This is a genomic window from Arthrobacter sp. B6, from assembly GCF_001663775.1.
Taxonomy (GTDB): Bacteria; Actinomycetota; Actinomycetes; order Actinomycetales; family Micrococcaceae; genus Arthrobacter.
This window is the reverse complement of the sequence record NZ_KV467168.1, coordinates 2,118,747-2,143,833: the sequence shown is the minus strand read 5'-3', so window position 1 is coordinate 2,143,833 and position 25,087 is coordinate 2,118,747. Positions and strand designations below refer to the sequence as shown.

At 67.0% G+C, this 25,087-nt stretch carries 26 protein-coding genes; 21 read left to right on the top strand and 5 right to left on the bottom strand.

The genetic code is table 11. From position 1 onward, the window contains the following. The first annotated feature begins 35 nt into the window (after window positions 1–35). Window positions 36–452, top strand: a complete 417-nt coding sequence (locus AU175_RS09440; RefSeq protein WP_231938506.1) for a DUF1761 domain-containing protein — start codon at window positions 36–38, stop codon at window positions 450–452. A gap of 34 nt (window positions 453–486) precedes the next feature. Here AU175_RS09440 and AU175_RS09435 read toward each other — a convergent pair whose 3' ends face one another. From AU175_RS09435 to AU175_RS09425, 3 genes are read right to left on the bottom strand one after another with little or no spacing between them, the layout of a single operon-like run. Further along, the gene (locus tag AU175_RS09435) at window positions 487–1,086 is read right to left on the bottom strand and encodes a hypothetical protein (RefSeq protein WP_066287876.1); all 600 of its coding nucleotides are present in this window, start codon (window positions 1,084–1,086) and stop codon (window positions 487–489) included. 48 nt (window positions 1,087–1,134) lie between these two features. After that, the gene (locus AU175_RS09430) at window positions 1,135–1,893 is read right to left on the bottom strand and encodes a hypothetical protein (RefSeq protein WP_231938505.1); all 759 of its coding nucleotides are present in this window, start codon (window positions 1,891–1,893) and stop codon (window positions 1,135–1,137) included. Beyond that, window positions 1,874–2,491 (bottom strand): hypothetical protein, encoded by a 618-nt coding sequence (locus AU175_RS09425; protein WP_156642247.1) that lies wholly within the window; start codon window positions 2,489–2,491, stop codon window positions 1,874–1,876. The genes AU175_RS09430 and AU175_RS09425 overlap by 20 nt, the downstream gene beginning before the upstream one ends. 171 nt (window positions 2,492–2,662) lie before the next feature. Here AU175_RS09425 and AU175_RS09420 point away from each other — a divergent pair, with 171 nt between their 5' ends. Both AU175_RS09420 and AU175_RS09415 read left to right on the top strand, forming a co-directional pair. Further along, window positions 2,663–5,071 carry a phosphoketolase family protein gene (locus AU175_RS09420; protein ID WP_066287864.1) on the top strand — a complete coding sequence of 803 codons (2,409 nt, stop codon included), beginning with the start codon at window positions 2,663–2,665 and terminating at the stop codon, window positions 5,069–5,071. Between the two features lie 174 nt (window positions 5,072–5,245). Further along, window positions 5,246–6,076 (top strand): alpha/beta fold hydrolase, encoded by an 831-nt coding sequence (locus AU175_RS09415; protein ID WP_066287862.1) that lies wholly within the window; start codon window positions 5,246–5,248, stop codon window positions 6,074–6,076. 82 nt (window positions 6,077–6,158) lie between these two features. Here the strand turns inward: AU175_RS09415 and AU175_RS09410 are convergent, their stop codons facing one another. Then, a complete protein-coding gene (locus AU175_RS09410; protein ID WP_066287859.1) occupies window positions 6,159–7,484 on the bottom strand; it encodes a carboxylesterase family protein in 1,326 nt (441 codons plus the stop codon). A 214-nt stretch (window positions 7,485–7,698) separates the two neighbouring features. Then, window positions 7,699–8,187, bottom strand: a complete 489-nt coding sequence (locus AU175_RS09405; protein WP_066287853.1) for an inorganic diphosphatase — start codon at window positions 8,185–8,187, stop codon at window positions 7,699–7,701. A gap of 154 nt (window positions 8,188–8,341) precedes the next feature. On the opposite strand from AU175_RS09405, the gene dacB reads away from it, so the two are divergent. The 18 genes from dacB to AU175_RS09315 all read left to right on the top strand — a co-directional run bounded on the left by dacB (window position 8,342) and on the right by AU175_RS09315 (window position 25,086). After that, on the top strand, window positions 8,342–9,853 hold the full coding sequence (dacB, locus tag AU175_RS09400) for a D-alanyl-D-alanine carboxypeptidase/D-alanyl-D-alanine endopeptidase (RefSeq protein ID WP_066290866.1): 1,512 nt from the start codon (window positions 8,342–8,344) through the stop codon (window positions 9,851–9,853). A gap of 226 nt (window positions 9,854–10,079) precedes the next feature. Further along, on the top strand, window positions 10,080–11,213 hold the full coding sequence (locus AU175_RS09395; RefSeq protein WP_066287851.1) for a zinc-dependent metalloprotease: 1,134 nt from the start codon (window positions 10,080–10,082) through the stop codon (window positions 11,211–11,213). 93 nt (window positions 11,214–11,306) lie between these two features. Then, complete coding sequence (tilS, locus tag AU175_RS09390) at window positions 11,307–12,389, top strand: tRNA lysidine(34) synthetase TilS (protein ID WP_066290863.1); 1,083 nt, start codon at window positions 11,307–11,309, stop codon at window positions 12,387–12,389. 30 nt (window positions 12,390–12,419) lie between these two features. Next, window positions 12,420–12,971: a hypoxanthine phosphoribosyltransferase gene (gene hpt, locus AU175_RS09385; RefSeq protein ID WP_066287849.1), complete on the top strand. Its 552-nt coding sequence runs from the start codon at window positions 12,420–12,422 to the stop codon at window positions 12,969–12,971. 134 nt (window positions 12,972–13,105) lie between these two features. Continuing rightward, entirely contained in the window at window positions 13,106–14,149 is a 1,044-nt protein-coding gene (locus AU175_RS09380) for a LacI family DNA-binding transcriptional regulator (protein ID WP_066287846.1), read from the top strand. Between the two features lie 249 nt (window positions 14,150–14,398). Continuing rightward, complete coding sequence (gene ftsH, locus AU175_RS09375; protein WP_066287844.1) at window positions 14,399–16,462, top strand: ATP-dependent zinc metalloprotease FtsH; 2,064 nt, start codon at window positions 14,399–14,401, stop codon at window positions 16,460–16,462. A gap of 10 nt (window positions 16,463–16,472) precedes the next feature. Beyond that, entirely contained in the window at window positions 16,473–17,114 is a 642-nt protein-coding gene (folE, locus tag AU175_RS09370; RefSeq protein ID WP_066287841.1) for a GTP cyclohydrolase I FolE, read from the top strand. Window positions 17,115–17,124: 10 nt separating this feature from the next. After that, window positions 17,125–18,045 (top strand): dihydropteroate synthase, encoded by a 921-nt coding sequence (folP, locus tag AU175_RS09365; protein WP_066287836.1) that lies wholly within the window; start codon window positions 17,125–17,127, stop codon window positions 18,043–18,045. Between the two features lie 13 nt (window positions 18,046–18,058). Further along, entirely contained in the window at window positions 18,059–18,418 is a 360-nt protein-coding gene (gene folB / locus AU175_RS09360) for a dihydroneopterin aldolase (protein ID WP_066287834.1), read from the top strand. Next, window positions 18,415–18,954 (top strand): 2-amino-4-hydroxy-6-hydroxymethyldihydropteridine diphosphokinase, encoded by a 540-nt coding sequence (gene folK, locus AU175_RS09355; RefSeq protein ID WP_066287832.1) that lies wholly within the window; start codon window positions 18,415–18,417, stop codon window positions 18,952–18,954. Before folB ends, folK begins: the two co-directional genes overlap by 4 nt. 3 nt (window positions 18,955–18,957) lie before the next feature. Then, window positions 18,958–19,500, top strand: a complete 543-nt coding sequence (locus AU175_RS09350) for a DUF3180 domain-containing protein (RefSeq protein WP_066287828.1) — start codon at window positions 18,958–18,960, stop codon at window positions 19,498–19,500. Continuing rightward, window positions 19,481–19,993, top strand: a complete 513-nt coding sequence (locus tag AU175_RS09345) for a PH domain-containing protein (RefSeq protein ID WP_066287825.1) — start codon at window positions 19,481–19,483, stop codon at window positions 19,991–19,993. Before AU175_RS09350 ends, AU175_RS09345 begins: the two co-directional genes overlap by 20 nt. Next, the gene (locus tag AU175_RS09340; RefSeq protein WP_066287822.1) at window positions 19,990–21,636 is read left to right on the top strand and encodes a PH domain-containing protein; all 1,647 of its coding nucleotides are present in this window, start codon (window positions 19,990–19,992) and stop codon (window positions 21,634–21,636) included. Before AU175_RS09345 ends, AU175_RS09340 begins: the two co-directional genes overlap by 4 nt. Beyond that, entirely contained in the window at window positions 21,629–22,522 is an 894-nt protein-coding gene (locus tag AU175_RS09335) for a Rossmann-like and DUF2520 domain-containing protein (RefSeq protein ID WP_066287820.1), read from the top strand. Before AU175_RS09340 ends, AU175_RS09335 begins: the two co-directional genes overlap by 8 nt. Window positions 22,523–22,524: 2 nt before the next feature. After that, entirely contained in the window at window positions 22,525–23,454 is a 930-nt protein-coding gene (locus AU175_RS09330) for a 4-phosphopantoate--beta-alanine ligase (RefSeq protein ID WP_066287818.1), read from the top strand. Window positions 23,455–23,763: 309 nt separating this feature from the next. After that, a complete protein-coding gene (locus AU175_RS09325; protein ID WP_066287815.1) occupies window positions 23,764–24,003 on the top strand; it encodes a hypothetical protein in 240 nt (79 codons plus the stop codon). Then, complete coding sequence (locus tag AU175_RS09320; protein WP_156642245.1) at window positions 23,981–24,277, top strand: hypothetical protein; 297 nt, start codon at window positions 23,981–23,983, stop codon at window positions 24,275–24,277. Before AU175_RS09325 ends, AU175_RS09320 begins: the two co-directional genes overlap by 23 nt. Window positions 24,278–24,384: 107 nt before the next feature. Further along, window positions 24,385–25,086 (top strand): GAF and ANTAR domain-containing protein, encoded by a 702-nt coding sequence (locus AU175_RS09315; protein ID WP_066287811.1) that lies wholly within the window; start codon window positions 24,385–24,387, stop codon window positions 25,084–25,086. The last annotated feature ends 1 nt before the right edge of the window (window position 25,087 follow it).

Sequence of the window (25,087 nt, the reverse complement as noted above, 5' to 3'; positions counted from 1 at the left end):
CCAGCCAAGGAGGCCGCCGATCGGCTCCGGGAAGGGTGGCAGTAGTGGAACTGGACATCAACTGGCTGGGTGTATTGCTGGCGGCGCTCGCGACGTTTGTGGTGGGCGGGCTGTGGTACTCGGTGCTTTTTGCCAAGGTGTGGCAACGGGAGTCCGGCGTGACGGATGAGCAGCTGAAGCGCGGGACCGTCCGGGTTTTCGTTGGGTCGTTCCTGCTCGCCCTGGTCATGGCGGTGGTGCTGGCTGCGTTCATCGGCAGCGCCGGCGCGGGCTTTGGGACGTTGGCCGGGCTGGCCGCCGGCGCGGCCTGGGTGGCGGCTGCCCTCGGAATCAACTACCTCTTCGAACGCCGCAGCCTGGCCCTGTTTGCCATCAACGCGAGCTACAACATCGTGGCGTTCACGGCGATGGGGGCCATCATCGGCGCGCTGCAGCAGGCATCCCTGCGCTGACGGTCCGCCGTATCAGCGGGCCAGCGTCCGGGGTTCAGCGCACCTCGAGGATGAGCGCGAGCAGCCGTGCGGCGGCGGGCCGGGCTGCGTGTTCCTCGGCCCACTGCGACCGGGCAACTGCCTTGCTCACGGCCTGGGTGGTGATGCCGAGTTCGTGGGCCACCGCTTTCTGTTGCCCGCGGACGCCGGGGGTCATAAGGTCCAGGACCCGCCACTCGGCCCCGGACCTGTCCCGCACAATATGGCCCAGGAGCCGCAGCACGGCCTCGGCCTCATGGGCCACGTCGGCCAGGGGTCCCTCCACGGCCACGGGGACCCGGTCCTTGCCGTTCCGCAGCCGGTCCACTGCACGGCGGGCGTAGACCAGGCCGTGGCCGGACGCGTCCTTGATCAGGTTCGGCAGCGGCTCATTTACCGGACCCACTCCAAGGCCCACGTACCAGGAACCGGCACGCAGCGCGATCAGCGCAGCCTCCACCGCCTGGTGCGGGCAGTCAACAATGCCCTGCACCTCATCTTCAACCGAACGGTCGAAGTCCAGGCGCGCAGGGATATGCCGCAGGGCCTTGAGCAGCTGCGGCACCCGGTCACCATCGCGCCGGCTGTCCGTTTGATTGATGGTCAGCGTGAACATTCTGGGTACACCCTACCCGGTGGTACGGGTCACGGAAGTACCCCTGTTTCAGGCCTTCTCGAGCCTGGTGGCAGAGCTGATCCGCACGGGCGGCAGCGCCTGCAGCCCGGCAGATCCTGGCCGCGGGTGGCCGGCATCCACCATGGCCCGCTGAATCTCAGTAACAAGCCTGTCCGGGATCCGGGCGGTGCTGAAAGTGAAGAATCCCGGCACAGGGGCCGCAGTCCCGGTCCCTTGAGCGGCATTGGCACTGGCACCGGATGCGAGTCCGGCCGGGGCACCGGCTGCGAGGGCAGTGGATATGCCGTGGAACACCACGGCGTACCGCCCGCGCACGCCCAAAGAGGTCTTGCCGCCTTCGTCCAGGGTTTTGAGCAGGCGGTCCGCCTCCACGCCGGCAGGGGCCTCGACGGTCCGCAGCGACTCTGGGGCGAGGTCCGGCCAAAACACGGCGCGGGCCGTGTGTTTCCGGGCGTATCCGTATAAAAGTCCGCGGTCGAACACCAGGACACGCCGGAAGCTCCAGAAAAGGGTGAGGGACCACAGGACCAGCCCGGTGAGGATGCTCGTCGCGAGAAAGAGCGGGATGTCAGAGAAAAAGGCGGGCTCGCGCTGGGATGAGGGGCGCCCCGTGAACTGGAGAACCGTGCCATAAATAAACCCGACGACGATGAGGGCCGGCAGCCACTTCCAGGCGATGTGCCACGAAAGCCCGCTGTGCCGCAAGTGCCCCAGCCTGTCACCGTAGAGCCGTTCGGCCCGGCGGACCAGCCAGGTTCTTCCTTGCTCACCCACGCTTGCCCCCATGGTCGTAGAGTCCGGGCAGCTGTAAATGCCTGGCCGCGGCTTCGTCCGCTGCGGCACGCACGGCATCCGGGCAGTCGGGCGGTGGCGGCACGGGAAACCTCCGGTCAAGCGTGATGTGGCGGGTCTTTGGACCGTCTCCCGAGGGGCCGGAGCCGCCGGCGGCCGCAAAGACGATGAGCAGGATAACAACGGGAAACAGCACCATCCTGGCGAACATCACCCATCCGGCCCGCCAGGTCCCCGGGCGTCCACCGGTGTCGAACCGCACCACCACGGTGCTGGAAGCCAGTGAGCCGAGGGAGAGCCCGGTGGGACAACAGAACCCGTACAGCCAGGGTGCGCTCATCCAGGCTGCGACGGCAGCCGCTGCAGTCTGGCCTGCTGATCCGGAAAGGGAAACAGCAACGGCAGCAGTAACTGCAACTGCGAGCAAGGACACGACGCCGAAATCCACGGCCCACGCCGCCAAGGTCTGCCAACCGCTGGATTCGACCACCGGATAACCGTTCCCCAGCTTTTCCGTCCGCTTGCGTGCGCTCTCCACGGGCGCAGGATCGACAAATGTTCCTGTTCCTGCCGCTCCCTGGGCTCCTGCCACGGTGGTCCCCCTTCCCGCTACAAATCAACCCTTACGAACTTACCCGCATGTTTGCCCGGGGGGACCGGCCTGAAACCACTCGGAACCGATGCCAGGAGTTGCCAGTGCGGCCCTCATCTGTTCGGATGGAGCAACGGCCGCAGCGGCGGCGGTGCGACCTAAAGGATGGTTATGGCCGGCAACGTGGCGCAGGACGAACTTGAACTCGTGGACCGCTGGTGGCGGGCCGCTAACTACTTGTCAGTGGGCCAGATCTACCTGCGCTCCAACCCGCTGCTCCGAAAGCCGCTTGCCGCCGAGGACACCAAATCCCGGCTCCTTGGCCACTGGGGCACCACGCCCGGGCTGAACTTCGTCTACGCCCACCTGAACAGGCTGATCCGCCGGGACTCCCAGGAGATGCTGTTCGTGGCCGGCCCCGGCCACGGCGGCCCGGCAGTGGTGGCCAACGCCTGGCTTGAAGGCACCTACTCCGAAATCTATGGGCATGTGGGCAACGACGAGGCCGGCATGGCTGAGCTGTTCCGTCAGTTTTCCTATCCGGGCGGCATCCCCAGCCATGCGGCGCCGGAAACACCCGGGTCCATCAGCGAGGGCGGCGAACTGGGGTACGCGCTGGCGCACGCCTACGGGTCGGTGTTCGACAATCCCCAGCTGGTCACCGCCGTCGTCATTGGGGACGGCGAGGCCGAGACCGGACCGCTGGCGGCGAGCTGGCATTCGCACAACTTCCTGGATCCTGCCGCGGACGGCGCCGTGCTGCCCATCCTGCACCTGAACGGCTACAAGATCGCCAACCCCACCATCCTCGCCCGGATGCCGGAAGAACAGCTGGAACAGCTGCTGCGCGGCTACGGCCATGAGCCGTATTTTGTGACCGTCGCCGACCCGGACAACACCGCCCAGGCCCACCGGGATTTCGCCGCGGCACTTGAGGACTGCCTGGCCGGGATCCGTGCCATCCAGGATTCCCGCCGCGGCTCTGTTGAAGCGGGTCCGGAACCCGGACGACCTAAAGCCGGCGCTGACTCGGAGGCAGCGCCCCGCTGGCCCATGATTGTGCTGCGCTCGCCGAAGGGCTGGACGGGTCCAAAGAAGGTGGACGGCCAGCAGGTCGAGGGCACCTGGCGGAGCCACCAGGTCCCGCTGTCCGAGGTCCGCACCAATCCCGAGCACCTGCAGCAACTTGGGGAGTGGCTGGAGTCCTACCGCCCGGACGAGTTGTTCGACGGCGACGGCCGGCTCCGTCCCGACATCGCAGAGGCTGCACCCACCGGCAATTTCCGAATGAGCGCAACACCCCACGCCAACGGCGGACTGCTGCGCCGGACACTGGAGCTGCCCTCCTATGAGGCCCACGCCGTGGAAGTACCGGAGCCCGGTACGGAGCGGGTCAGCCCCATGATCACCCTGGGTTCCTGGATACGTGACGTGATCTCGCTGAACATGGAGAACTTCCGCCTGTTCGGGCCGGACGAGACGGCATCCAACCGGCTCCAGAACGTTTACGAAGTCACCGACAAGGTGTGGCAGTACCGGATTGACGACGCCGACGAGAACCTTGCGCGTTCGGGCCGGGTTCTGGAGGTGCTCAGTGAGCATCTGTGCCAGGGCTGGCTCGAAGGCTACCTCCTGAGCGGACGGCATGGCGTGTTCAGCTGTTACGAGGCCTTCATCCACATTATTGACTCGATGTTCAACCAGCACGCCAAGTGGCTTAAAGTGCACCGCAAGCTTCCATGGCGCCAGCCCGTGGCTTCACTGAACTACCTGCTCTCATCGCACGTCTGGCAGCAGGACCACAACGGGTTCTCGCACCAGGACCCCGGGTTTATAGACCATGCGGTGAACAAAAAGGCCGAGGTCATCCGGGTTTACCTGCCGCCGGACGTCAACACGCTGCTCTCCGTCATGGAGCACTGCCTGGCGTCCACGGACTACGTGAACATTGTGGTCAGCGGCAAGCAGCCGTCGCCCACGTGGCTGGGGCCGGCTGATGCCGCGAACCACTGCCGCAGAGGCCTGGGGATCTGGGAATTCGCGGGCTCCGAAGTGGCCGGGGAGGAGCCGGACGTTGTGCTGGCGTGCGCCGGGGACGTGCCCACGGTGGAAACGGTGGCGGCCGCCGAGCTGCTCAAACGGGGGGCTCCGGGGCTGAAGGTCCGCGTGGTCAATGTGGTGGACCTGATGCGGCTCCAGGACGTGAGTGAGCACCCGCATGGCCTCCCGCCGTCGGACTTTGACGGAATTTTCACCTCGGACAAGCCCATCATCTTCGCTTACCACGGCTATCCGTCGCTGATCCACCGGCTGGCCTACCGCCGGACCAACCAGGAGGGCCTGCACGTGCGGGGCTACAGGGAGGAAGGAACCACCACCACGCCGTTCGACATGGCCATGCTCAACGGAATCGACCGCTTCCAGCTGGCCATCGATGCCATTGACCGCGTGCCCGGCCTCGCCGAGAAACACTCCCTCCTGCGGCAGGCGCTGCAGGACCGCCGGATCGAGGCCCGCGAACACACCCGTACACATGGCGAGGACCCGGAGGACATCCGGAACTGGTCGCTGGGCGGCTAAACCCCGCCCGCCCTCCCGAGTTTTTGTCCAGATAAAGGGACCTTGGACCGCCTTAAGGCCCATTATCTGGACAAAAACTCGGCTAGCCATGCCACGTGACACCCGGAGAGAGTTCTGTAACGCTAGGCTGCGGGAGGGCCGAACGACGGTCCGATGCCCGGAGGGAACGGTCGCATGCCATGGCTTGATGTGCTCGGCAATGACATCCACTACACCGACTCAGGCTCCGGCCAACCGGTGGTCCTGCTGCACGGCCACGCCTCCGCGGCGGCGTGTTGGGAACCGATCAGCGCGGAGCTGGAGCGGGACTTCCGGGTGCTGGCGTACGACACCTACGACCACGGCTGGTCCTCGAACTCCCCGCGGGAAGGGCCGCTGGTTGACCGGGCGGCAGAGCTGGAACACTTCATCGGTTCCCTCGCCTTGGAGACCCCGATCATCGTAGGACAGTCCATGGGCGGCATGACTGCCCTGCGCTGGGCCGTCCGTCACCCCGACGATGCAGCGGCGCTCGTGATTTGTGGCATGGGCTGGCCGCTGGTGATGCCGCCGCCCGGGCAACCCGGCCAGCCGGAGAAGTTTGAGGTGTTCAGCTCGCTCGACGCGGACGAGCGGATCTGGCTGGGGGTGGGGAACTCCTTCACGGAGGAGTGGATCGCTGCCAACCCTCTGGACTACGCACGCTACATCCGGGTGCGGTCCACAGCCGCCGCAATCGAAGCAGCGCGCCACCCGCGCAGCCTGGAGGCAAGCCAGGGCGAGTTCCTCAGCGCCGCCGCCGAGGACGTTGACGCATTCCAGAACGGCCTGGCGTCAATCACCAGCCCCCTGCTGGTGTTCATCGGGGACGCCGAGAGACCGCGTATCTGCCGCGGCGCCGAACATGTCGCTGCCACGGTTCCCGGCAGCCGCCTGCTCGTCGTGGAGAACGCGGGCCACAACGCCTACTTCCAGCGCCAGGACCTTCTGGTGGAGGCCATCCGCAGCACTGTGGCCGGCACCTGAGGCCCCTACCCAGGAGTTTTTGTCCACTTACGGCGACTTCCCGCAGGCAAAGTCGCCGTAAGTGGACAAAAACTCCGAGGGCTTAGAGCGCCTTGTAGTGGAGGGCGCCAGGAATGCCCCCTGTGTCGTCGAGGCGATCCCCGCGGGCGAACGCGGCCCACAGGCTGCGCAGCTCGCGGCCCACGGAGTTGGTCTCATCCCAGGTTGCACCCGCGAGGAGGCCGGCAGCTGCCCAGATCCGCTGATTTCCAAATAGCAGCGGCAGGTCAACGGTGTGGGCGGCGCGATAGTAATTCCCCGGAGCGCCCCAGGTGAGTACGTACCTGTGGGCCTTGCCGCCGGCGCGCGCATGGCGCCGGGCAAACTTCCGCGCCGCCCGCCCGTACACCGCCTCCGTCACAGCCCAATTAATGGCTATGACTGCGGCGCCGCCGATGCCGCGGACTGAGCCCAGCCGGCTGACCAGCGGACTGCGGGGAAGGAAAAGCCGTGCTTCGTCGGCCGTATGCCCGATCAGCACCTCGATCTCCGGGGCCGTCGCGTTCCAGGCGGCTTCAATTTCGGCTTCCGGCGGAAGCGGAGCGTGCCCGTACTGAGTGCCGAACGGCATGCCGGCCATCAGCCCATACTTCCGGGCTACCTGCGACACGCGGTCCTCAACGGCCACAACGTCCATGGCAGGTGTGTCCTCGGTGACGGCTCCTGCCGCAATGCCCATGGCGTGGTTCATTTTGGCGCGCCCGCGGGAGATGCCCAGGGGTGCGCTTTGGATAATGGCGCGCTGGAAAAGGGAAGGCGCTTCCGGAGACGCCATCAGGTGGGCAATCGCGTCTCCGCCAGCGGACTGGCCGAACGCGGTGACCCGGCCGGGATCCCCGCCGAAGGCAGCGATGTTCCGCTGCACCCAGCGGAGTGCCTCCAGCTGGTCCAGCAGGCCCAAATTGCCGGGCCGGCCGGTGTGCGTCGCCAGGAAGCCGAACAGTCCAAGCCGGTACGTCACCGAAACCACTACTACCCGGTTCTCGGCCACCAGCACAGCGGGATCGAAGATGGCGAGGTCGCCCGAACCCGTGGTGTAGGAGCCGCCATGGATCCAAACCATGACTGGCAGCTGTTCGCCGGCACCGATGTCAGCCGGCATAGTGATGGAGAGGTTCTGGCAGTCTTCGCTGCCCGGAAGTTCGCCGTACCGCGTGCCCAGGATGTCGTCGAGGAAGGGCACCGGGCCCTGCGGGCAGGCCGGCGCGGGCGATGTTGCGGCGAAGGCCGTGGTCCATTCCGGGGCGCTCACCGGGGGTTGAAAGCGGCGGGCGGTGGCGTAGGGGATTCCCGTGGCACGCACCACGTCCCCGTCCCGCCATCCTCTGACCGGACCGCACGGGGGATTAAATGAAGGCTCGGAATTCACACGGCAACGATTCCACAGTTTCCTGATGCGCCGCTGACAACGCGCGAACGTACAGTTGTGGCCCCAAAATCTTAGGATTCAGGGGCCATAAGTGTACGTTCGCGCGAGGGGGAGGGCCATAAGTGTACGTTCGCGCCAGGGGGAGGCTGGTTAAACGTCGACGGCGGGTGGCGCGGTTCCTGAAGAAGCGCGCCACCCGCCGTCGGGCTGGCTATTAGTGAGCGGCCGGAACGTAACGCTTGATGGAGGCTTCCAGCTCGGCTTCGGCGGCGGCGCGGTCGCCCCAGCCCTCGGCCTTGACCCACTTGCCCGGCTCCAGGTCCTTGTAACGGGTGAAGAAGTGCTCAATTTCCTTGATCAGGAATTCGCTGACATCGCTCACTTCCTGGATGTGGTCGAAGCGGGCGTCAACCGGGACGCACAGGACCTTGGCGTCGCCCCCGCCGTCGTCGGTCATGTTGAAGACGCCGATGGGGCGGGATTCGACGATCACGCCGGGGAGCAGGTCGAAGTCCTGCAGGAGCACCAGTGCGTCCAGCGGGTCGCCGTCTTCGCCCAGGGTGTTTTCGAAGAACCCGTAGTGCGTGGGGTACTGCATGGAGGTGAAGAGGACGCGGTCCAGGCGGACGCGGCCGGTCTCGTGGTCAACTTCGTACTTGACGCGTGATCCCTTGGGGATCTCGATGGTCACGTCATGCTTCATGGAATGCTCCTCGGCAATTGCAGGGGGTGCGCGGCACAGTAGACGCCCAGCAAAAAGGAGCGTCGGTGCCGCCGACTACTATTGAGGATATAGCGAGAGGCCCAGGTTTCAGGAACTTGCGGGGTAATTTCAGGACTTGAGGACCAGCACCAACATGAAGGAAACATCGGGCCCCGCAGGGTTCAGGGCGGCGTTACAGGACGCCGTCCGGCGCACGTTCCACCGCGGACTGCAGGTTTGGCCCACGGCGCTGCTGCTGGCTTTGATCCTCATTCTGGCGCTCCCCGCCGCCTGGCTGCTCGCCCCGGCTTTCGTTGGCCCGCCCACCGTGGCGGCGCCGGCCGTACCCGCCTGGCAGCAGGCTCCCGCGTCGCTGTCCGCCCGGCAAGGCCTGTCGCCGCTTACGGACAGTGCCCCCGTACCGCTGCCCTCGGCCGTCGCGGAACAGCTCGAACCGGTGTTGAAGCCCGACGGCGGCGGCACCTTTACGGGGCTGGTCCAGGATGCCCTCACCGGCCAGGTCCTGTTTGACCGTTCCGGTTCCGAGAACCGGATTCCCGCGTCCAACATGAAGCTGCTGACCGCGGTTGCGGCCTTGCGGGCCCTTGGGCCGGACGAGCGGTTCACCACCAAGGTGGTCGCAGGTAGCTCCCCGGACCAGGTGGTGCTGACCGGCGGCGGCGACGTCCTCCTTGGAACAGGGGAGTCATTACCGGACGAGGTGATGGGCCACGCCGGTCTCGCCACCCTCGCCGCTTCCACGGTGGCTGCCCTGAAGGAGGACGGCGCAACCGGCGAGTTGAAGGTCCTGGTGGACGATTCCCTGTTCAGCGGACCGCCGTTGAATCCAGCGTGGGCGGAGGGCGACGTGCAGGCCGGCGAGGTGGCCCCGCTGTTTCCGCTGGCGCTGAACTCGGCACGGTTCGATCCCGCCATCACCACCGGCCCGCGCCCTCAGGATTCCGCCGTCACGGCTGCGGAGGCGTTCGCCGCCCAGCTCAAGGCGAGGGGCGCCGCAGCGGGACTGACAGTGGCAACCGGCGTCGGGCGCTACACCGCCACCGGAACGGAACCTGATACTGGGACCGCCGCCCCGGCCGTCCTGGCCGAAGTCCAGTCCGCCACCGTGGGGGAGCAGGTTGACCTGATGCTGCAGACCTCGGACAACTACCTCGCGGAGGTCCTGGGCCGGATGGCGGCCGCGGCACAGGGGCAGCCGGCCAGCAACGAGGGCGCCACCGCCACGGTCCGGGCCCAGCTCGCTGAACTGGGGATTCCCACCGACACCATGCACCTCGCGGACGTGTCAGGGCTGGCGCTGGACAACCAGGTATCGGCCCGCCAGTTCGCCGAAGTGGTGCGTGCCATTACCTCAGGAACGGACCTCAGGCTGCGGGCCGCGCTGGCCGGATTCCCGGTGGCCGGCGTGACCGGAACTCTCGACACCCGCTACGGCGACAGCTCCACCGCACGCGGTGCCGGGCTGGTGCGCGCCAAAACCGGAACGCTGAATTCGGTGATCGCGCTCAGCGGCTACGTGGTGGACGCCGACGGCCGGCTGCTGGTGTTCTCATTTATCGGCAACGGCCTCACTCCCGGGGCCGGCGGAAACAAGGAGGCCCTGGACCGGGCTGCCACGGCGCTCGCGGCCTGCGGCTGCCGCTAGGAAGAATGGGCCCGGTCGCAGGCAAAGCTGCCGCCGGTCCTGCCCCGCACAAGCGGTCCTGCCCCGCACAAGCGGTCCTGCCCCGCACAAGCGCTCCGGCCCCGCACAAGCGGTCCTGGGCAGCGCCGTCCGTGCTGGCCAGAACCGTCCGTGCGGGCCGGGGGCCCTGTTCGCCGGTCAGCGAACTTAAGGGCTATCCGCGGCCCGCTGTGTTCTGATGGGAACTATGGAGTCCACTGCACGTGATTCGTCAGCACCGGCGTCGTCCAGCCCCGCCCAGGCCCTGATCAACTGGGACCTCGCCGCTTCCACCGCCGCGCGGCTGGCACCGGCGGGGCCAATATTGTCTTCAGCTGAGATCGGCGAGGCCGTGGACAGCCTGCGGCGGCTCGCAGACGCCTCCGTGCACCACGTTCACCACATCACCGGCCTGGAGGCAGCGCGGGACCTGCGGGACTCGTCGGTCCTGGTGGTGGACCGGGCATCCTGGGCCAAGGCCAACACCCAAAGTTTCGCCGTGATGCTCAAGCCGGCCATGGAGAAAATGCTGGAAAGCCGGCGCGGAACGGTCAGCCCCGCCGCGGCGAGCGTCAGCGGTGCCATCACCGGCAGCCAGCTGGGCGCCGTCCTGGCCTTCCTCTCCAGCAAGGTCCTGGGACAGTATGATCCCTTCGCTGCCCTGGCCGAAGGCTCCAAGGCGCCGGCCGGCGGCAGGCTGCTGCTGGTGGCCCCCAACATCGTGGCGGTTGAGCGCGAACTTAACGTCACGCCGGAGGACTTCCGGCTGTGGGTCTGCCTGCACGAACAGACCCACCGCGTGCAGTTCGCCGCCGCGCCCTGGCTGCGCCACCATATGTTGTCCGAGATCGATAACCTCAGCGGGCACCTGCTCGGAAACGTTGACTCCCTCCTGGAGCGTGCCTCCGCCGCTGCGCGTTCCCTCAAGGACAGAAGCGCCGCTGGCAGCACGCCCGGCCGCGGCGCCATCCTGGACCTGCTGCAGAACCCGGAAGAGAAGGCGTCCCTGTCCCACCTCACGGCCGTGATGAGCCTGCTGGAAGGCCATGCGAACGTGGTGATGGACGCCGTCGACGCCAGCATTGTGCCCTCCGTGAAGACCATCCGGCAGCGCTTCAACGACCGTGGCAAGGACCGCGGCGTGATCGAAAAATTCATCCGCAACCTGCTGGGCCTGGACGCCAAGATGCGACAGTACTCCGACGGCGCCAAGTTCGTCCGCGCCGTAGTGGATGTTGCCGGGATGGAGGGTTTCAACAGGGTCTGGGAGTCCGCCGACAACCTGCCCACCGAACCCGAAATCCATGACGCCAGGATCTGGCTTGACCGGATGGGCCTCTAATTGCCCAAACCGTCCCACCCTGATTCTGCCGCGGCTCCTGACACCGGTTCCGGTTTCCACAGCGGACGACGGCGGCCCGGCAGGCTGGCGCCCATCGTTGGCACGGCGCGCAAAGCACTCCGGAACGCCCTGGCCGACGCCGGCTATCCGGCGCACGTGGTGGTGGCCTGCAGCGGCGGGCCCGACTCCCTGGCCCTCGCCGCCGTCGCAGCCTATTTTGCCCGCCGCGGTCATGTGGACGGGCATCCCGTGACGGCGGGAGCGGTAGTGGTGGACCACCAGCTGCAGGCCGGCTCAGCCGAAGTGGCCGCCCGGACCGCACACACCCTGGGGGAGCTGGGCCTCGCACCGGTGGAGGTCCGGACGGTGGTGGTTGCACCCACCGGCATGGGACCCGAAGCTGCCGCCCGCGACGCGCGCCACGCTGCCCTTGAGGCCGCCGCGGCTGAACAGGCGGCCGATGCGATCCTGCTGGGGCACACGCTGGACGACCAGGCCGAACAGGTGCTGCTCGGGCTGGCCCGCGGCTCGGGAACCAGGTCCCTGGCCGGGATGAGGCCCGCCCGCGGAATCCTGCTGCGGCCGTTCCTGGGACTCCGCCGTGCAGACACGCTGGAGATCTGTGACGTCGAGGAACTTGAGCCCTGGCATGACCCAAGCAACGCCGACCCGTCGTTTGCCCGTTCCAGGACGCGGGTGGAAGTGCTGCCGCTGCTCGAAGAGAAGCTCGGGCCCGGCGTCGCAGAATCCCTGGCAAGGACCGCGTCCATCCTCCAGTTGGATGCCGATTACCTCGAGGACGTGGCGGAAAGCACTTTTGCCGCCCTGGCGGAGCGCTCCGGCCCTGAAGTGAGCCTTCCGGAGGTGGCGCTGGGGGAACTGGCGCCGGCCATCAGGTTCCGGGTCATCGCCAAGGCCGCGGCCGACGTCGGGGGCCAGCAGCCCAGCTACCAGCGCCTTTTGGCGGCGGAAGCGCTGTTGCGGCGGCAGGGATCGGCCGGGCCGGTTGAGCTTCCCGGCGGCGTGAGTGTGTACCGGCTGTCGCTGGCCCAGCTGGGGGTGGCAAACCGGCCGGACGCGGACGCTGGCCTGCCCGGCGGCGGCAGTCCCGTTCCCCGGGAAGGCGCCCGCTGTGGGAAGCTAGTATTCCGGCCTCAAAAACCGCCCCAAAAATAGTCGCACCCCGCATCTACACAGGAGCCATTGGTGGATTCAAACGACGTCCAGGCAGACCTCAAGCACGTTCTCTACACCAAGGAACAGATCCAGCAGCGGATCTCCGAACTCGCTGCCGAGATCGACAAGGACTACGAAGGCCGTGAAATCCTCATTGTTGGTGTGCTCAAGGGTGCGGTGATGGTCATGGCAGACCTCGCACGGGCACTCCACAGCCACATCTCCATGGACTGGATGGCTGTTTCCTCGTACGGCTCCGGCACCCAGTCCTCGGGGGTTGTCCGCATCCTGAAGGACCTGGACACAGACCTCATGGGCAAGGACGTCCTGATCGTCGAGGACATCATCGATTCCGGCCTTACCCTCTCCTGGCTGAAGACCAACCTGGAGTCCCGCGGCACCGCCTCCGTGGAAGTCTGCACCGCCTTCCGCAAGCCCACCGCCGCCAAGGTGGAGATCGACGTTAAGTACGTGGGCTATGACATCCCCAACGAGTTCGTCGTGGGCTACGGCCTGGACTACGCCGAGAAGTACCGCAACCTTGACTTCGTGGGCACCCTGGCGCCGCACGTCTACGAGTAACCGCTCTCCCCACGAGATGGCATTTCGCGGCAGTCCCAGGACTGGACATTGCCGCGAAATGCCATCTCGCTGCATTTAAGGCGCTGCCCAAGCCTGAAGCACAGGACCACATAACCAGAGGACGTGGGAGACCGTTGAGCAACAAGAACGTAGGCATCAAGGACGTAGCCTTCGCAGCCGGAGTGTCTGTGACCACGGTCTCCCATGTCCTGAATGATGTGTCGTACGCACGGATCAGCCCGGAAACCAGGGACAAGGTAAAGTCCGTGGCCGAGCAGCTCGGCTACGGGCCCAACCGCCTTGCCCAGGCGCTGCGCACACAGCGCACCGGAATGCTTGGCCTGGTCAGCGAGGATATCGCCACCACACCCCATGCGGGCAGGATAATCCTGGGCGCGGACGAGGCCGCCCGCGCCCGCGGCTACAACCTGATGATCATCAACACGTCCGGGAACGCGAGCCCCGAATCCCGGGAGGCCGACGTCGAGGCCCTCCTTGAGCGCCGCGTGGACGGCATTCTCTATGCCACCATGTACCACCGGCACATTCAGGTGCCCTCCAACCTTGGCGGCGTGCCGGCGGTGCTTGTGGACGCCGTGAGCACCGGTGGCAGCGTCACCGCCGTGGTGCCGGACGAGGAAGGCGGTGCCCGTGCCGCCGTCGGATGCCTCCTGGCCGCCGGCCATACCCGGATCGGCTTCCTCAACAACACCGACGACGTCCCGGCCACCCGGGACCGGCTCCGCGGCTTCCGGGCCACGCTGACGGAGGCAGGGCTCGACGGCGGCGCGGCACCTGTCGAGTCGGAGCCCTCCGAAGTGCAGGGAGGCTATGAGGCGGCCCGCCGGATCCTGGCCCGCCCGGGCCGGCCCACCGGGCTGTTCTGCTACAACGACCGGATGGCCATGGGCGCATACAGGGCCGCGGCGGAACTCGGATTGTCCATTCCAGGGGACCTGTCCGTGGTGGGCTTCGACGACCAGGAACTCATCGCGGCCAACCTGCACCCGGGCCTGACCACGGTGGCCCTGCCGCACTACGAAATGGGCGCGTGGGCAACCCAAAACCTGATCGACGCCATCGAGGGCAAAGCGGACCTCGGCCTGATGGCGTTGCGCCCCACCGTCCTGGACTGCCCGGTGGTGGTCCGCGACTCCGTGGCGGCGCCACCACTGTGATTCCGGTTCCGGGCATTCGCAGGGGGCGGCGCGGCCACCCGTCGGAAACTGGCTGTTTACCCGGCCGGCTGACCTGCGGCGTCCGCGTCCTGACGTCCTCAGGCAGCTACGCCCACAGGGAACTTTTGTGCCATACCGTGCGTGATTTACTCCGAACGGTGTATAGCTAGAAGCTGACGCAGCACCACACGCGCGCAGACCACTCGCCGTGCAGCACTACCAGGAGGGACGGGGCGGATCCCCGAACAGATGAAAGCTAAGAGTTTCTTCAAGGGCCCGGGCATCTGGATCGTTGTTGTGATTGGCATGCTCCTTGTCGCCTTTGCAACCCTGGCTCCCGGCGGTGCCGCCCGGATCGACACGGACAAGGGCCTTGAGCTGCTGGCTGACAACCAGGTTGAGCAGGCGAAGATCTTTGACGGCGAAAACCGCGTGGACCTGGTGCTCAAGGAAAACCTGCAGCTCGACGGGCAGGACAAGGGCAAGAGCGTCCAGTTCTTCTTCGTGGACGCCCGCGCAGTGGACGTGGTCAAGGCCGTCACGGACGCCAGGCCCGCCAGCGGCTACACGGACCAGCCAATCGAGAGCAACTGGTTCTCCGGCCTGCTCTCGCTCCTGATCCCCGTGATCCTCCTCGGTGCGCTGTTCTGGTTCCTGATGACGCGCATGCAGGGCGGCGGATCCAAGATCATGCAGTTCGGCAAGTCCAAGGCCAAGATGGTCAGCAAGGACATGCCGCAGGTGACCTTCGTGGACGTCGCCGGTGCCGATGAAGCCGTGGAGGAACTGCAGGAAATCAAGGAGTTCCTGCAGGAACCCGCCAAATTCCAGGCAGTGGGCGCCAAGATCCCCAAGGGTGTGCTGCTCTACGGCCCTCCCGGAACCGGCAAGACCCTCCTGGCCCGCGCCGTCGCAGGCGAAGCAGGCGTCCCCTTCTTCTCCATCTCCGGCTCCGACTTCGTGGAAATGTTCGTCGGCGTCGGCGCCTCCCGGGTCCGTGACCTGTTCGAGCAGGCCAAGGCCAACTCGCCAGCCATCATCTTCGTTGACGAAATCGACGCCGTCGGCCGCCACCGCGGCGCCGGCATCGGCGGCGGCAACGACGAACGCGAGCAGACCCTCAACCAGCTCCTGGTTGAAATGGACGGCTTCGACGTCAAAACCAACGTGATCCTCATTGCCGCAACCAACCGTCCGGACGTCCTGGACCCGGCACTGCTGCGTCCGGGCCGTTTCGACCGCCAGATCGGCGTGGAAGCGCCGGACATGATCGGCCGCGACCAGATCCTGCAGGTCCACGCCAAGGGCAAGCCCATGGCCCAGGGTGTCGACCTCAAGGCAGTCGCCAAGAAGACCCCCGGCTACACCGGCGCCGACCTCGCCAACGTGCTGAACGAAGCCGCCCTGCTGACCGCCCGCTCCAACGCGAACCTCATCGATGACCGCGCCCTGGACGAGGCCATCGACCGCGTCATGGCGGGTCCGCAGAAGCGCAGCCGCGTCATGAAGGAGCACGAGCGCAAAATCACCGCGTACCACGAAGGCGGACACGCCCTGGTGGCCGCTGCCCTCCGCAATTCGGCCCCCGTCACCAAGATCACCATCCTGCCCCGTGGCCGCGCCCTGGGTTACACCATGGTGGTGCCGGATAACGACAAATATTCGGTCACGCGCAACGAGCTGCTGGACCAGATGGCCTACGCCATGGGTGGACGTGTTGCCGAAGAAATCGTCTTCCATGATCCGTCCACGGGCGCTTCGAATGACATCGAGAAGGCCACCGGCACGGCCCGCAAGATGGTCACCGAATACGGCATGAGCGAACGGGTGGGTGCTGTGCGCCTGGGGCAGGGGGGCGGCGAGCCGTTCCTGGGCCGCGACGCCGGGCACGAGCGCAACTACTCCGACCAGATCGCCTACGTGGTGGACGAGGAAGTGCGCCGCCTGATCGACCAGGCGCATGACGAGGCTTACGCGATCCTCACCGAGAACCGTGATGTCCTGGACCAGCTGGCGCTCGAGCTCCTGGAACGCGAAACCCTCAACCAGGCCGAGATCGCGGACATCTTCACGAATATCCGCAAGCGTGACTTCCGCGAAGTGTGGCTCTCCAAGGAGACCCGGCCGGTCCAGAAGTCCGGACCTGTGGAGTCGCGCCTGGAAAAGGCCGAACGCGAGGCCCAGGAGGAAGCCAAAGAGGCCCGCCTCGAGGAGCCGCTGGACGCGCTACCCCCACACCCGCAGGGCGTTCCCGAGGACGCAGCCTTCCAGGGCGGCGTCCCCGACTCGGGGCCTGACGGCGTCCACGGCTAAGCTTTCTTCTGTGAACCACTTCGACGACGACACCCACTCCTCCGCCGGACACCCGGCGGTGGACGGCCACCACCACAAGAAGCACGAGAAAGTGGACCGGCCGCGGATCGAAGCTGCCGTCCGCGAAATCCTGCTGGCCATCGGCGAGGACCCGGACCGCGGCGGGCTGCAGGACACCCCGAAACGGGTGGCCAAGGCCTATGCCGAAGTGTTCGCCGGGCTGCACCACGATCCCGCGGAAATCCTGTCCACCACGTTTGACCTGGACCACGAAGAACTGGTCCTGGTCAAGGACATCCCGTTCTATTCCACCTGCGAGCACCACCTGGTGCCGTTCCACGGGGTGGCGCATGTGGGCTACATTCCCTCGCACGACGGCAAAGTGACCGGACTGAGCAAGCTGGCACGGCTGGTGGACATCTACGCCCGCCGCCCCCAAGTGCAGGAGCGGCTCACCACCCAGATCGTCGAAGCGATGGTCAGCCACCTCAAACCCCGCGGCGCAATCGTCGTGGTTGAATGCGAACACATGTGCATGTCCATGCGCGGTATCCGCAAGCCCGGTGCGAAGACCGTCACCAGTGCGGTACGCGGGCAGCTCCATGACCCGGCCACCCGCGCCGAAGCCATGAGCCTCATCCTCGGAAGGTAATTATCAGACCATGGACTCACTAGCTGCAGCCCCGGGAACCGGGCCCGCAACATCCCCGCTGCCCATCCTGCGCAAACCGCGTCCGGCCGCGAAGTTCGCCGACCTGCCCGCCGACCGCACCCTGGTCATGGGCATCCTGAATGTCACGCCGGACTCCTTCAGCGACGGCGGCAAGCACCCGACGCCGGACACCGCCATCGCGGCCGGCCTCCGCATGTTCTACGCAGGGGCGGACATCATCGACGTCGGCGGCGAATCGACCCGCCCCGGCGCCGAGGACGTCAACCCGGACGAGGAACAGCGGCGGGTCATCCCGGTGATCGAAGCCCTGGTCAAGGCGGGCGCGCTGGTCAGCATCGACACCACGCATGCCTCCACCGCAGCTGCTGCCGTGGAAGCCGGAGCAGCCATCATCAACGACATCTCCGGCCTCACCATGGAGCCGGAAATGGCAGAGCTCGTGGCCGCTTCCAAGGTTCCCTACATCCTTACGCACCGCCGCGGTGACGCCCGCACCATGAATTCGCTGGCTGAGTACAAGGACGTTGCAGGCGAAGTCGTGGCCGAACTCGCAGGGGTGCGGGACAAGCTCTACGCAGCCGGGGTCAGCCAGGACCAGATCATCGTGGACCCGGGCCTGGGTTTCGCCAAGAACGACGCCCAGAACTGGGAGCTCCTGCAGCACCTGGACCAGCTGGAAAGCCTGGGCCACAAGGTCCTGGTGGGGGCCTCCCGCAAGCGCTTCCTGGGCACGCTGCTCACGGTGGCCGGGAAGTCCGCCGCGCCCGAAGAGCGGGACGCCGCCACCGCGGCCATCACCGCCATCAGCGCGTTCCGCGGGGCCTGGGCGGTCCGCGTGCACGACGTCGGCCCCAGCCTTGACGCCGTCAAGGTAGCCTCACGGTTGGCTGCTGCCCGCACCGCACACTAGGGCCGGGGGACCCATGGACAGGATTACGCTGAGCGGTGTCACAGCCGTCGGCCATCATGGCGTGTTCGATTTCGAACGCCGCGACGGCCAGCCCTTTGTGGTGGATGCAGTGCTGCACCTCGATTTTTCCCCGGCTGCCGCCTCGGACGACGTCCGGGACACTGCGCACTACGGCGAGGTGGCGGAGCGCATCACCGGCTGGATCACCGGCGAGCCGCTTAACCTGATCGAGGCCCTGGCCGTGCGGATTGCGGATGACCTGCTCAGCGAGTACCGGCTCCATGCCGTGGAGGTCACCGTCCACAAACCCAAGGCGCCCATCGAAGTTCCCTTCGGTGACGTGTCCGTCAGCGTATACCGGGAGCGGAAATGACCACCGGCTACACCAAGGCGGTGCTCGCGCTCGGCAGTAACCTGGGCGAACGGAACGACACCCTGTCCGAAGCCGTTGCCGACCTGGTGGATCCTCCGGAAGTCCGGCTGCTGGCAGTCTCCCCGGTGGTGCAGACCAAGGCCGTGGGCGGCCCCGCAGGCCAACCGGACTTCCTGAACATGGTCATGACCGTGGAAACCACCCTGTCCCCGGCGAAGCTCCTGCAGCACTGCCAGTCCGTGGAGAACAAGCATCACCGCGTCCGTGAGGTGCGCTGGGGGCCGCGGACACTCGACGTCGACATCATCACCTACGGGGACTTCACCAGCGACGACCCCGTCCTGACCCTGCCGCATCCCCGCGCTGCGGAGAGGGCTTTTGTGCTGTATCCGTGGTCCCTCATCGAACCCGCAGCGACGCTGAACGGTGAACGCATCAGCGCCCTGGCTGCCCGAGCCCCGGACTTTGACGACCTGGCACCCTTCGACGGCTTCGGCGACTTCGATGGCGTCCCCACGGCCGGGGCGGTTGAGTAGGCCGTGAAACCCATCAACCCGCTGCGCCTGCTGCTCATCGGCCTGATCCTGGCCGTTGCCGGCTGGGCCGCCACCGTCGTAACCAACCGGTACAGCATGGCCACGCCAGTCCTGCCCGCCACGGCACTGGCCACCATGGGCGTGATCGTGGCCATCACCCTGGTCCTTGGCGTCCGAATCCTGCGGTGGCGCAGTGCCAACAAGGACAGGACCAAGAAGAAGACGGTCCTCGACCCGATCCTCGCCGCCCGGACACTGGTCCTGGCCCAGGCCTGCGCCTACGCCGGCACGGTCCTGCTGGGCTGGCATGCCGGCATCTTCCTTGACCAGCTGCGGGTCTGGAGCCTGCGCAGTGACCAGGGCATTACCTGGCTGGCGCTTGCCCAGACCGGCGGCGGCCTCGTGATGATCGTGGTGGGCCTGCTCGTGGAGCGCTTCTGCAAGATCCCGCCGGAAGACACCGAAACACCGGGCGAGGGCCAGCGCGGCCGCAGCCCGCGCGGCGAAGCCGCAGGGGAAGGCGAATATGCATACCGAGGCGATTGATCCACCGGGCATCAGCTGGCAGCGGGTGTCGCCCAAATACGTGACCGTCCGCCTGGTGCAGTGGGCCCTCGGGAACCTCATCACGGTGCTTGTCCTCTGCCTGCCGCTGGTGCTTGTGCTCCTCGGCTGGTGGCGGTGGCCGCCGCTGTGGCTCGCCATCCTGGTGCCGGCGGCAGCGCTCGTCCTGGCGGTCTGGCGGCTGGTCCTGATCCCGCGCCAGGTACGCGCCATAGGCTACGCCGAGCGGGACGATGACCTCCTGATCCGGGGCGGCATCTTCTTCCAGCGCACCATGGTGGTCCCGTACGGGCGGATGCAGTACGTGGACATCGGCGTCGGACCCGTGGAGCGCGGGCTCGGGTTGTGCACCCTGAAGCTGCACACAGCATCGCCGGGAACCAACGCCCTGATCCCCGGGCTGCCGGCCGCCGAAGGCGCACGCCTGCGTGAGCAGCTGTCCGCCCGTGGCGAAGCCAGGCTGGCTGGGCTGTGACGGTTGACGGCCCCGTTCCGGAGCCGGGAACGGCGCCCCTTCCGGGGAAACCGGACGCCGGGTCCGCGCCCGTCGTGCCGGCGCCCGCAAAGCTGCCCGCACCGGAAACGCACGACGGCGAGTGGCTGCGCGTGCACCCGGCGTCGCCTTTTGTGCGCGGCTGGGTGGCGCTGGCCGCCATCGGCTTTTTCTTCGGCCGCGACTTCTTTGAACGCATGCTGCAGGGCAGGCCCATCCTGGAGGACGGCTTCGCCGGGCGGATACCCTGGCTTCTTGCCGGCGGCGGGACGGTCCTGCTGGTAGCAGTGCTCGGCTTCATCCTGACCTGGTATTTCACCCGGTACCAGGTGGCCGGCGGCTACGTCCGGGTCAACACCGGCTTCATCTTCCGGCAGCAGCGCCAGGCCCGGCTGGACCGGGTCCAGGCCATCGACATCGTGCAGCCGCTGCTCGCCAGGATCTTCGGCCTGGCCGAGCTCAAGTTCGAAGTGGCCGACGCCGGCGAGTCAGCCGTCCGCCTCGCCTACCTCCGGATGGACGACGCCCGGCAGCTCCGTGCCACCATCCTCGCCCGCGCCGCCGGCGTGGTCCGGGACCCGGAGCGCCCGGAGGAGGCCGCACCCGAGGCGCCGGAATTTCCGGTCCTGTCCGTGCCGCCGTCGCGCCTGGTCGGTTCGCTGCTGCTCAGCGAGCAGAGCTTCTTTGTGGTGCTGGGCGGCATCGCGTCCGCGATCTTGTCCGCCGTAACGGAGAACCGCGGGTTCTACTTCTACCTGATTCCGGCCGCGCTGGGCCTTGCCGCGAGCTACTGGGGCTCCTTCAACAAGGGGTACAACTTCACTGCTGCGATATCCCCGGATGGAATCCGGCTGCGTTACGGGCTGCTGGACACCCAGGCCCAGACGCTTCCGCCCGGGAGGATCCAGGCACTGCGGGTTGCCCAGCCTCCGCTCTGGCGGATCTTCGGCTGGTACCGGATCCAGGTCAATGTGGCCGGGTACGGTGCTGCGGGAAGCAACGGCGAGACGGCGTCCCGCACCACCCTGCTGCCCGTCGGAAAGCTGTCCGACGTGATGAGCATGCTGTCGCTGGTACTGCCGGACCCCGGAACTGCGGAGCCGGGAAGGGTCTTCACCGCAGGGCTCGCCGGGCTCGATTCCGACGGCGGCTTTGTCACCACACCGCGTCGTGCCCGGCTCCTGGCGCCACTGGGATGGCGCCGCAACGGATACACCGCCACCTCCACAGCACTCCTGATCCGCTCCGGCCGCTGGTGGCGGCAGCTCGTGGTGCTGCCGCACCAGCGCACACAGTCCATGGCACTGCACCAGGGCCCGCTGGCCAGGCGGTTCGGCGTGGCCGACCTCGTGCTGCACACCACCGCCGGTCCCGTTTCGCCCCGCCTGATCCAGGCCGGCGTCGACGAAGCCAGGACCCTTTTTGACGAACAGGCCGCCCGCGCGAGGCTGGCCCGCAAACGCCAAACCAGCGAACAGTGGCTGGCCCAGGTGGCTCCCGCCCCGGTTGTTCCCGCCCCGGTTGTTCCCGTCCCGGTGGCAGGGCATGAAACCGGGGCATCCACGGTGGCTGAGCCTGAAATGCCGGCTGGACCCCAACAACAGGAAGGCCAGCAGCATGGCTAAGCCGGGACGCCTCGGCGTAGGAATCATCGGTGCCGGCAAGGTGGGAGCCGTGCTCGGTGCGGCGCTCCGCTCGGCCGAGCACGCCGTCGTCGGGGTTTCCGCAGTGTCCGACGCGAGCCGCGACCGGGCGGAAACGCTGCTTCCCGGAGTGCCGGTCCTGGAGATCCAGGACATCGTGGAGCGTTCGGAGCTGGTGCTGCTCGCCGTTCCGGATGACGCCCTGGCCGGGCTGGTGGACGGGCTGGCCAAGCTGGGAGCCTGGCAGCCGGGGCAGCTTGTGGCACATACGTCGGGCCGCTTTGGCGTCGGCGTCCTGCATCCCGTGCGGGCGGCAGGGTCCATCCCGCTGGCCCTGCACCCTGCCATGACATTCACCGGCATGAGCCTTGACCTCACCCGGCTGCTGGACTGCACCTTCGGCGTCACCGCGGACGCGGCCATGCTGCCCATCGCCCAGGCGCTGGTGGTGGAGATGGGTGCCGAGCCCGTGGCCATCGCCGAGGGGGACCGGACCCTGTACCACGCTGCCCTTGCCCACGGCTCCAACCACATGGTCACACTGGTGGCGCAGGCGTCCCAGCTGCTCCGGGACGTGGGCGTGGACTCGCCGGAACGGATGCTGGGACCACTGCTGCGGGCCACCCTGGAGAACGCCCTCGCCTCAGGCGAAGCCGCGCTGACCGGACCGGTGGCGCGGGGCGACGTCGGGACGGTGGCCGCGCACGCCGAGGCCCTGCGGGAGTTCGATGGCGGCGCCAACGGCGATGTGCTGGAGGCGTACCTGGCCATGGCCCGGTCCACGGCCCGCCGTGCGGAAAGCCGCGGGCTGCTGAAGGCGGACCAACTGGACGGGCTGCGCCTCGCCCTCGAACCTAAGGAAGACTGACGATGGGCATCAAACTCGTGACGACGGCGGCCGACCTTCGGTCGGAGAGCGCCCGCCTGCTGATAAAGAAGCCTGGGGCCTCGCAGGGGCTGGTACCCACCATGGGTGCCCTCCACGAAGGGCACTCGCAGCTGGCGCGTACCGCCGTCGAACAGAACGACGTAGTGGTGGCGTCCATCTTTGTTAACCCGCTGCAGTTCGGCGAAGCCGGGGACCTGGACCGCTATCCTCGAACGCTGGACGCCGACCTTGCCCTGCTGGAGGCCGAAGGCGTGGACCTGGCGTTCGCACCGTCGGTGGACGAGGTGTATCCCGGCGGGGAGCCATTGGTCCGCGTGACCGCCGGCCCGTTGGGGGAGAAATGGGAAGGTGCCTCCAGACCCGGTCATTTCGACGGCGCCCTCACCGTGGTGGCCAAACTCCTGCACTATGGCTTTCCCGGGTCAGGATTGCCGCCGTCGGGTGCGTTTGCGTCCTCAGCAGGCGGAGGGCTTCCCGCGTACCGTGCGTACTTCGGCCAGAAGGATGCCCAGCAGCTGGCCCTGGTACGGCGCATGGTGTCCGACCTGAACTTCCCGGTGGAGATCGTGGGGGTGCCAACGGTGCGGTCCGCCGACGGGCTGGCACTCTCCAGCCGCAACCGCTTCCTCTCCGATGGGCAACGGGAAGCCGCACTGGTTCTGTCCCGGGCGCTGCGGCTCCTCGAAGACCGCGCCAACGCCCACGAACCGCTGGACCTGGAGTCTGCCCAGGAGCTGGTGGCGTCCCAGGGGCTCGTCGAGCTGGACTACTTCGAAGTCGTGGACCCGCTCACGCTGGAGCCATTGGCCGAGAACTGCCGGGAGACGCCGTTCCGTGGCGAAGCCCTGGCGATCATCGCGGCCAGGGTTGGCCAGGTCCGGCTGATCGACAACGTGCCGCTGAATTCCTGAACCCCGGCCTGCCTGTTGGGCCGGACGGCGCCGGTTAGGGGGCACTGATCCCTGTTGGTGGGCCTGCCGGTCGGCTATGCTCGAATTGTTGCCCCAGACCCTGGCATCGCCTCACTTCGGCGAACCCGCGTAGCGACCACACATCAAGGCGGCACCCACACAACACTCCCATTTTCGGCCTTGGCTTTTTTGAGCTTTCCGGCGGCCGGATGCCCGGCCCAGCCCGTGCAGCCGTGCCCCAGGCACCCCTGCACCCCCCACAACATTTCACGGCCGCAGTGCCACACCCAGACCAGGAGCCAGTTTTCGATGATCAGCACAACAGAGGACGGACTGTCCTATGTCGTCAAAGTGACGGACGCTTCCGTCCTGGACGACTACTTGAATTCCGCCGTGGACCTGGCGCGCCAGCACGCCACCAAGGGCGGGAACTGCGGGATTCTCGTAACACGCCACGCACCGGACACCTTCACGGTAGCGGTCAGCGAGGCCGTACCCTTCGGCGAGACCCATGAACGGTTCGACCTTGGCGGCGGCGCTGATGTATGACGGACACACGATGATGACGCTCAACCCGGAAACTGCGGCCCCCGCACAATTCCCCTCATTGTCCGGGGCCACTCCAATCGGAGTGCAGGCGCTGGACATCATCAATTCCATCCTTGAAGATGCCTCGCCCGGGCTGGCAGGGATCAAACTGCACCTGCGCCGATGCCTGGCCGACTACCCGGGTTCGCCCGAGCGGGCCTTGCTCGCCCACTTGATGGAGACCTCCAGCCGGGTGAATTCGGAATGGGGGGATGACAGCCCTGAATGTGGCTGAGGATGATTCCTGGGAAGCCGGTGGGTATCCTAAGGTGACGACTCCGCGGTCCCGGTTCAGCAGCCGGTCCTGCCAGAGCGGATTGAACCAGGGATCAGAGGCTCAGCATGGATGTTGCACCCGGACTGGTTGCGGGTGGTGAAGACCTGTGTGGGCCCTATTTGGAGAAATTGCCCATCACGGGCGCAGCGGTGTCGCTGTTTGGCGGCGCCACTGCTGAAACCCTTGTGTGTGCGTCCGACCCCTTGGCCGCCCGCCTTGATGAGCTGCAGTTCAGCCTCGGCGAAGGACCGCGTTGGCGGGCGGTCCGGACCCGGCTGCCCGTGCTCATCCCCGATGTACAGGCCGTAGAACACACCGACTGGCCCATCTTCCACAAAGCCATTAGCGGCACGGAAGCTGCCGCCATGTTTGTCTTCCCGCTGACTGTCGGCGCGATGGACCTGGGTGTAGTGGAGCTGTATCACTCTGTGCCGGGAGCGCTGGGCCGGTCCGGACAGGCGACAGCCGCAGGCCTCGCATGGCAGACGTCCTGGCACCTCCTCCGCAAAATCCTCACGATCAGCTCACCCGACACGGAGCCGGCACTGGAGGCGGCCCTCATGTCGCGCCGTGAGATCCATCAGGCTACGGGAATGGTCCTTGCCCAGTCCGGCGCCACCGCAGCTGACTCGTTGCTGTTGCTGCGCGCTTATGCCTTCGCCCATGACCTCACGCTTCGGCAGACTGCAGACGCCGTTCTTGAAGGCCGAATAAGTTTCGCCCCCGACACCGGCGGCGGGCGCCCGGGTGGCCCGCTGCTGCAGTAAA

Bases quoted from the DNA above. Each gene is read 5' to 3' on its own strand.
- AU175_RS09420 (WP_066287864.1), top strand. From the start codon at position 2,663: ATGGCCGGCAACGTGGCGCAGGACGAACTTGAACTCGTGGACCGCTGG.
- AU175_RS09415 (WP_066287862.1), top strand. From the start codon at position 5,246: ATGCCATGGCTTGATGTGCTCGGCAATGACATCCACTACACCGACTCA.
- AU175_RS09430 (WP_231938505.1), bottom strand. From the start codon at position 1,893: ATGGGGGCAAGCGTGGGTGAGCAAGGAAGAACCTGGCTGGTCCGCCGG.
- AU175_RS09330 (WP_066287818.1), top strand. From the start codon at position 22,525: ATGGGCATCAAACTCGTGACGACGGCGGCCGACCTTCGGTCGGAGAGC.
- AU175_RS09395 (WP_066287851.1), top strand. From the start codon at position 10,080: ATGGAGTCCACTGCACGTGATTCGTCAGCACCGGCGTCGTCCAGCCCC.
- AU175_RS09335 (WP_066287820.1), top strand. From the start codon at position 21,629: ATGGCTAAGCCGGGACGCCTCGGCGTAGGAATCATCGGTGCCGGCAAG.
- AU175_RS09345 (WP_066287825.1), top strand. From the start codon at position 19,481: ATGCATACCGAGGCGATTGATCCACCGGGCATCAGCTGGCAGCGGGTG.
- dacB (WP_066290866.1), top strand. From the start codon at position 8,342: ATGAAGGAAACATCGGGCCCCGCAGGGTTCAGGGCGGCGTTACAGGAC.
- AU175_RS09435 (WP_066287876.1), bottom strand. From the start codon at position 1,086: ATGTTCACGCTGACCATCAATCAAACGGACAGCCGGCGCGATGGTGAC.
- ftsH (WP_066287844.1), top strand. From the start codon at position 14,399: ATGAAAGCTAAGAGTTTCTTCAAGGGCCCGGGCATCTGGATCGTTGTT.
- AU175_RS09405 (WP_066287853.1), bottom strand. From the start codon at position 8,187: ATGAAGCATGACGTGACCATCGAGATCCCCAAGGGATCACGCGTCAAG.
- AU175_RS09325 (WP_066287815.1), top strand. From the start codon at position 23,764: ATGATCAGCACAACAGAGGACGGACTGTCCTATGTCGTCAAAGTGACG.
- folK (WP_066287832.1), top strand. From the start codon at position 18,415: ATGACCACCGGCTACACCAAGGCGGTGCTCGCGCTCGGCAGTAACCTG.
- folP (WP_066287836.1), top strand. From the start codon at position 17,125: ATGGACTCACTAGCTGCAGCCCCGGGAACCGGGCCCGCAACATCCCCG.
- folB (WP_066287834.1), top strand. From the start codon at position 18,059: ATGGACAGGATTACGCTGAGCGGTGTCACAGCCGTCGGCCATCATGGC.
- AU175_RS09315 (WP_066287811.1), top strand. From the start codon at position 24,385: ATGGATGTTGCACCCGGACTGGTTGCGGGTGGTGAAGACCTGTGTGGG.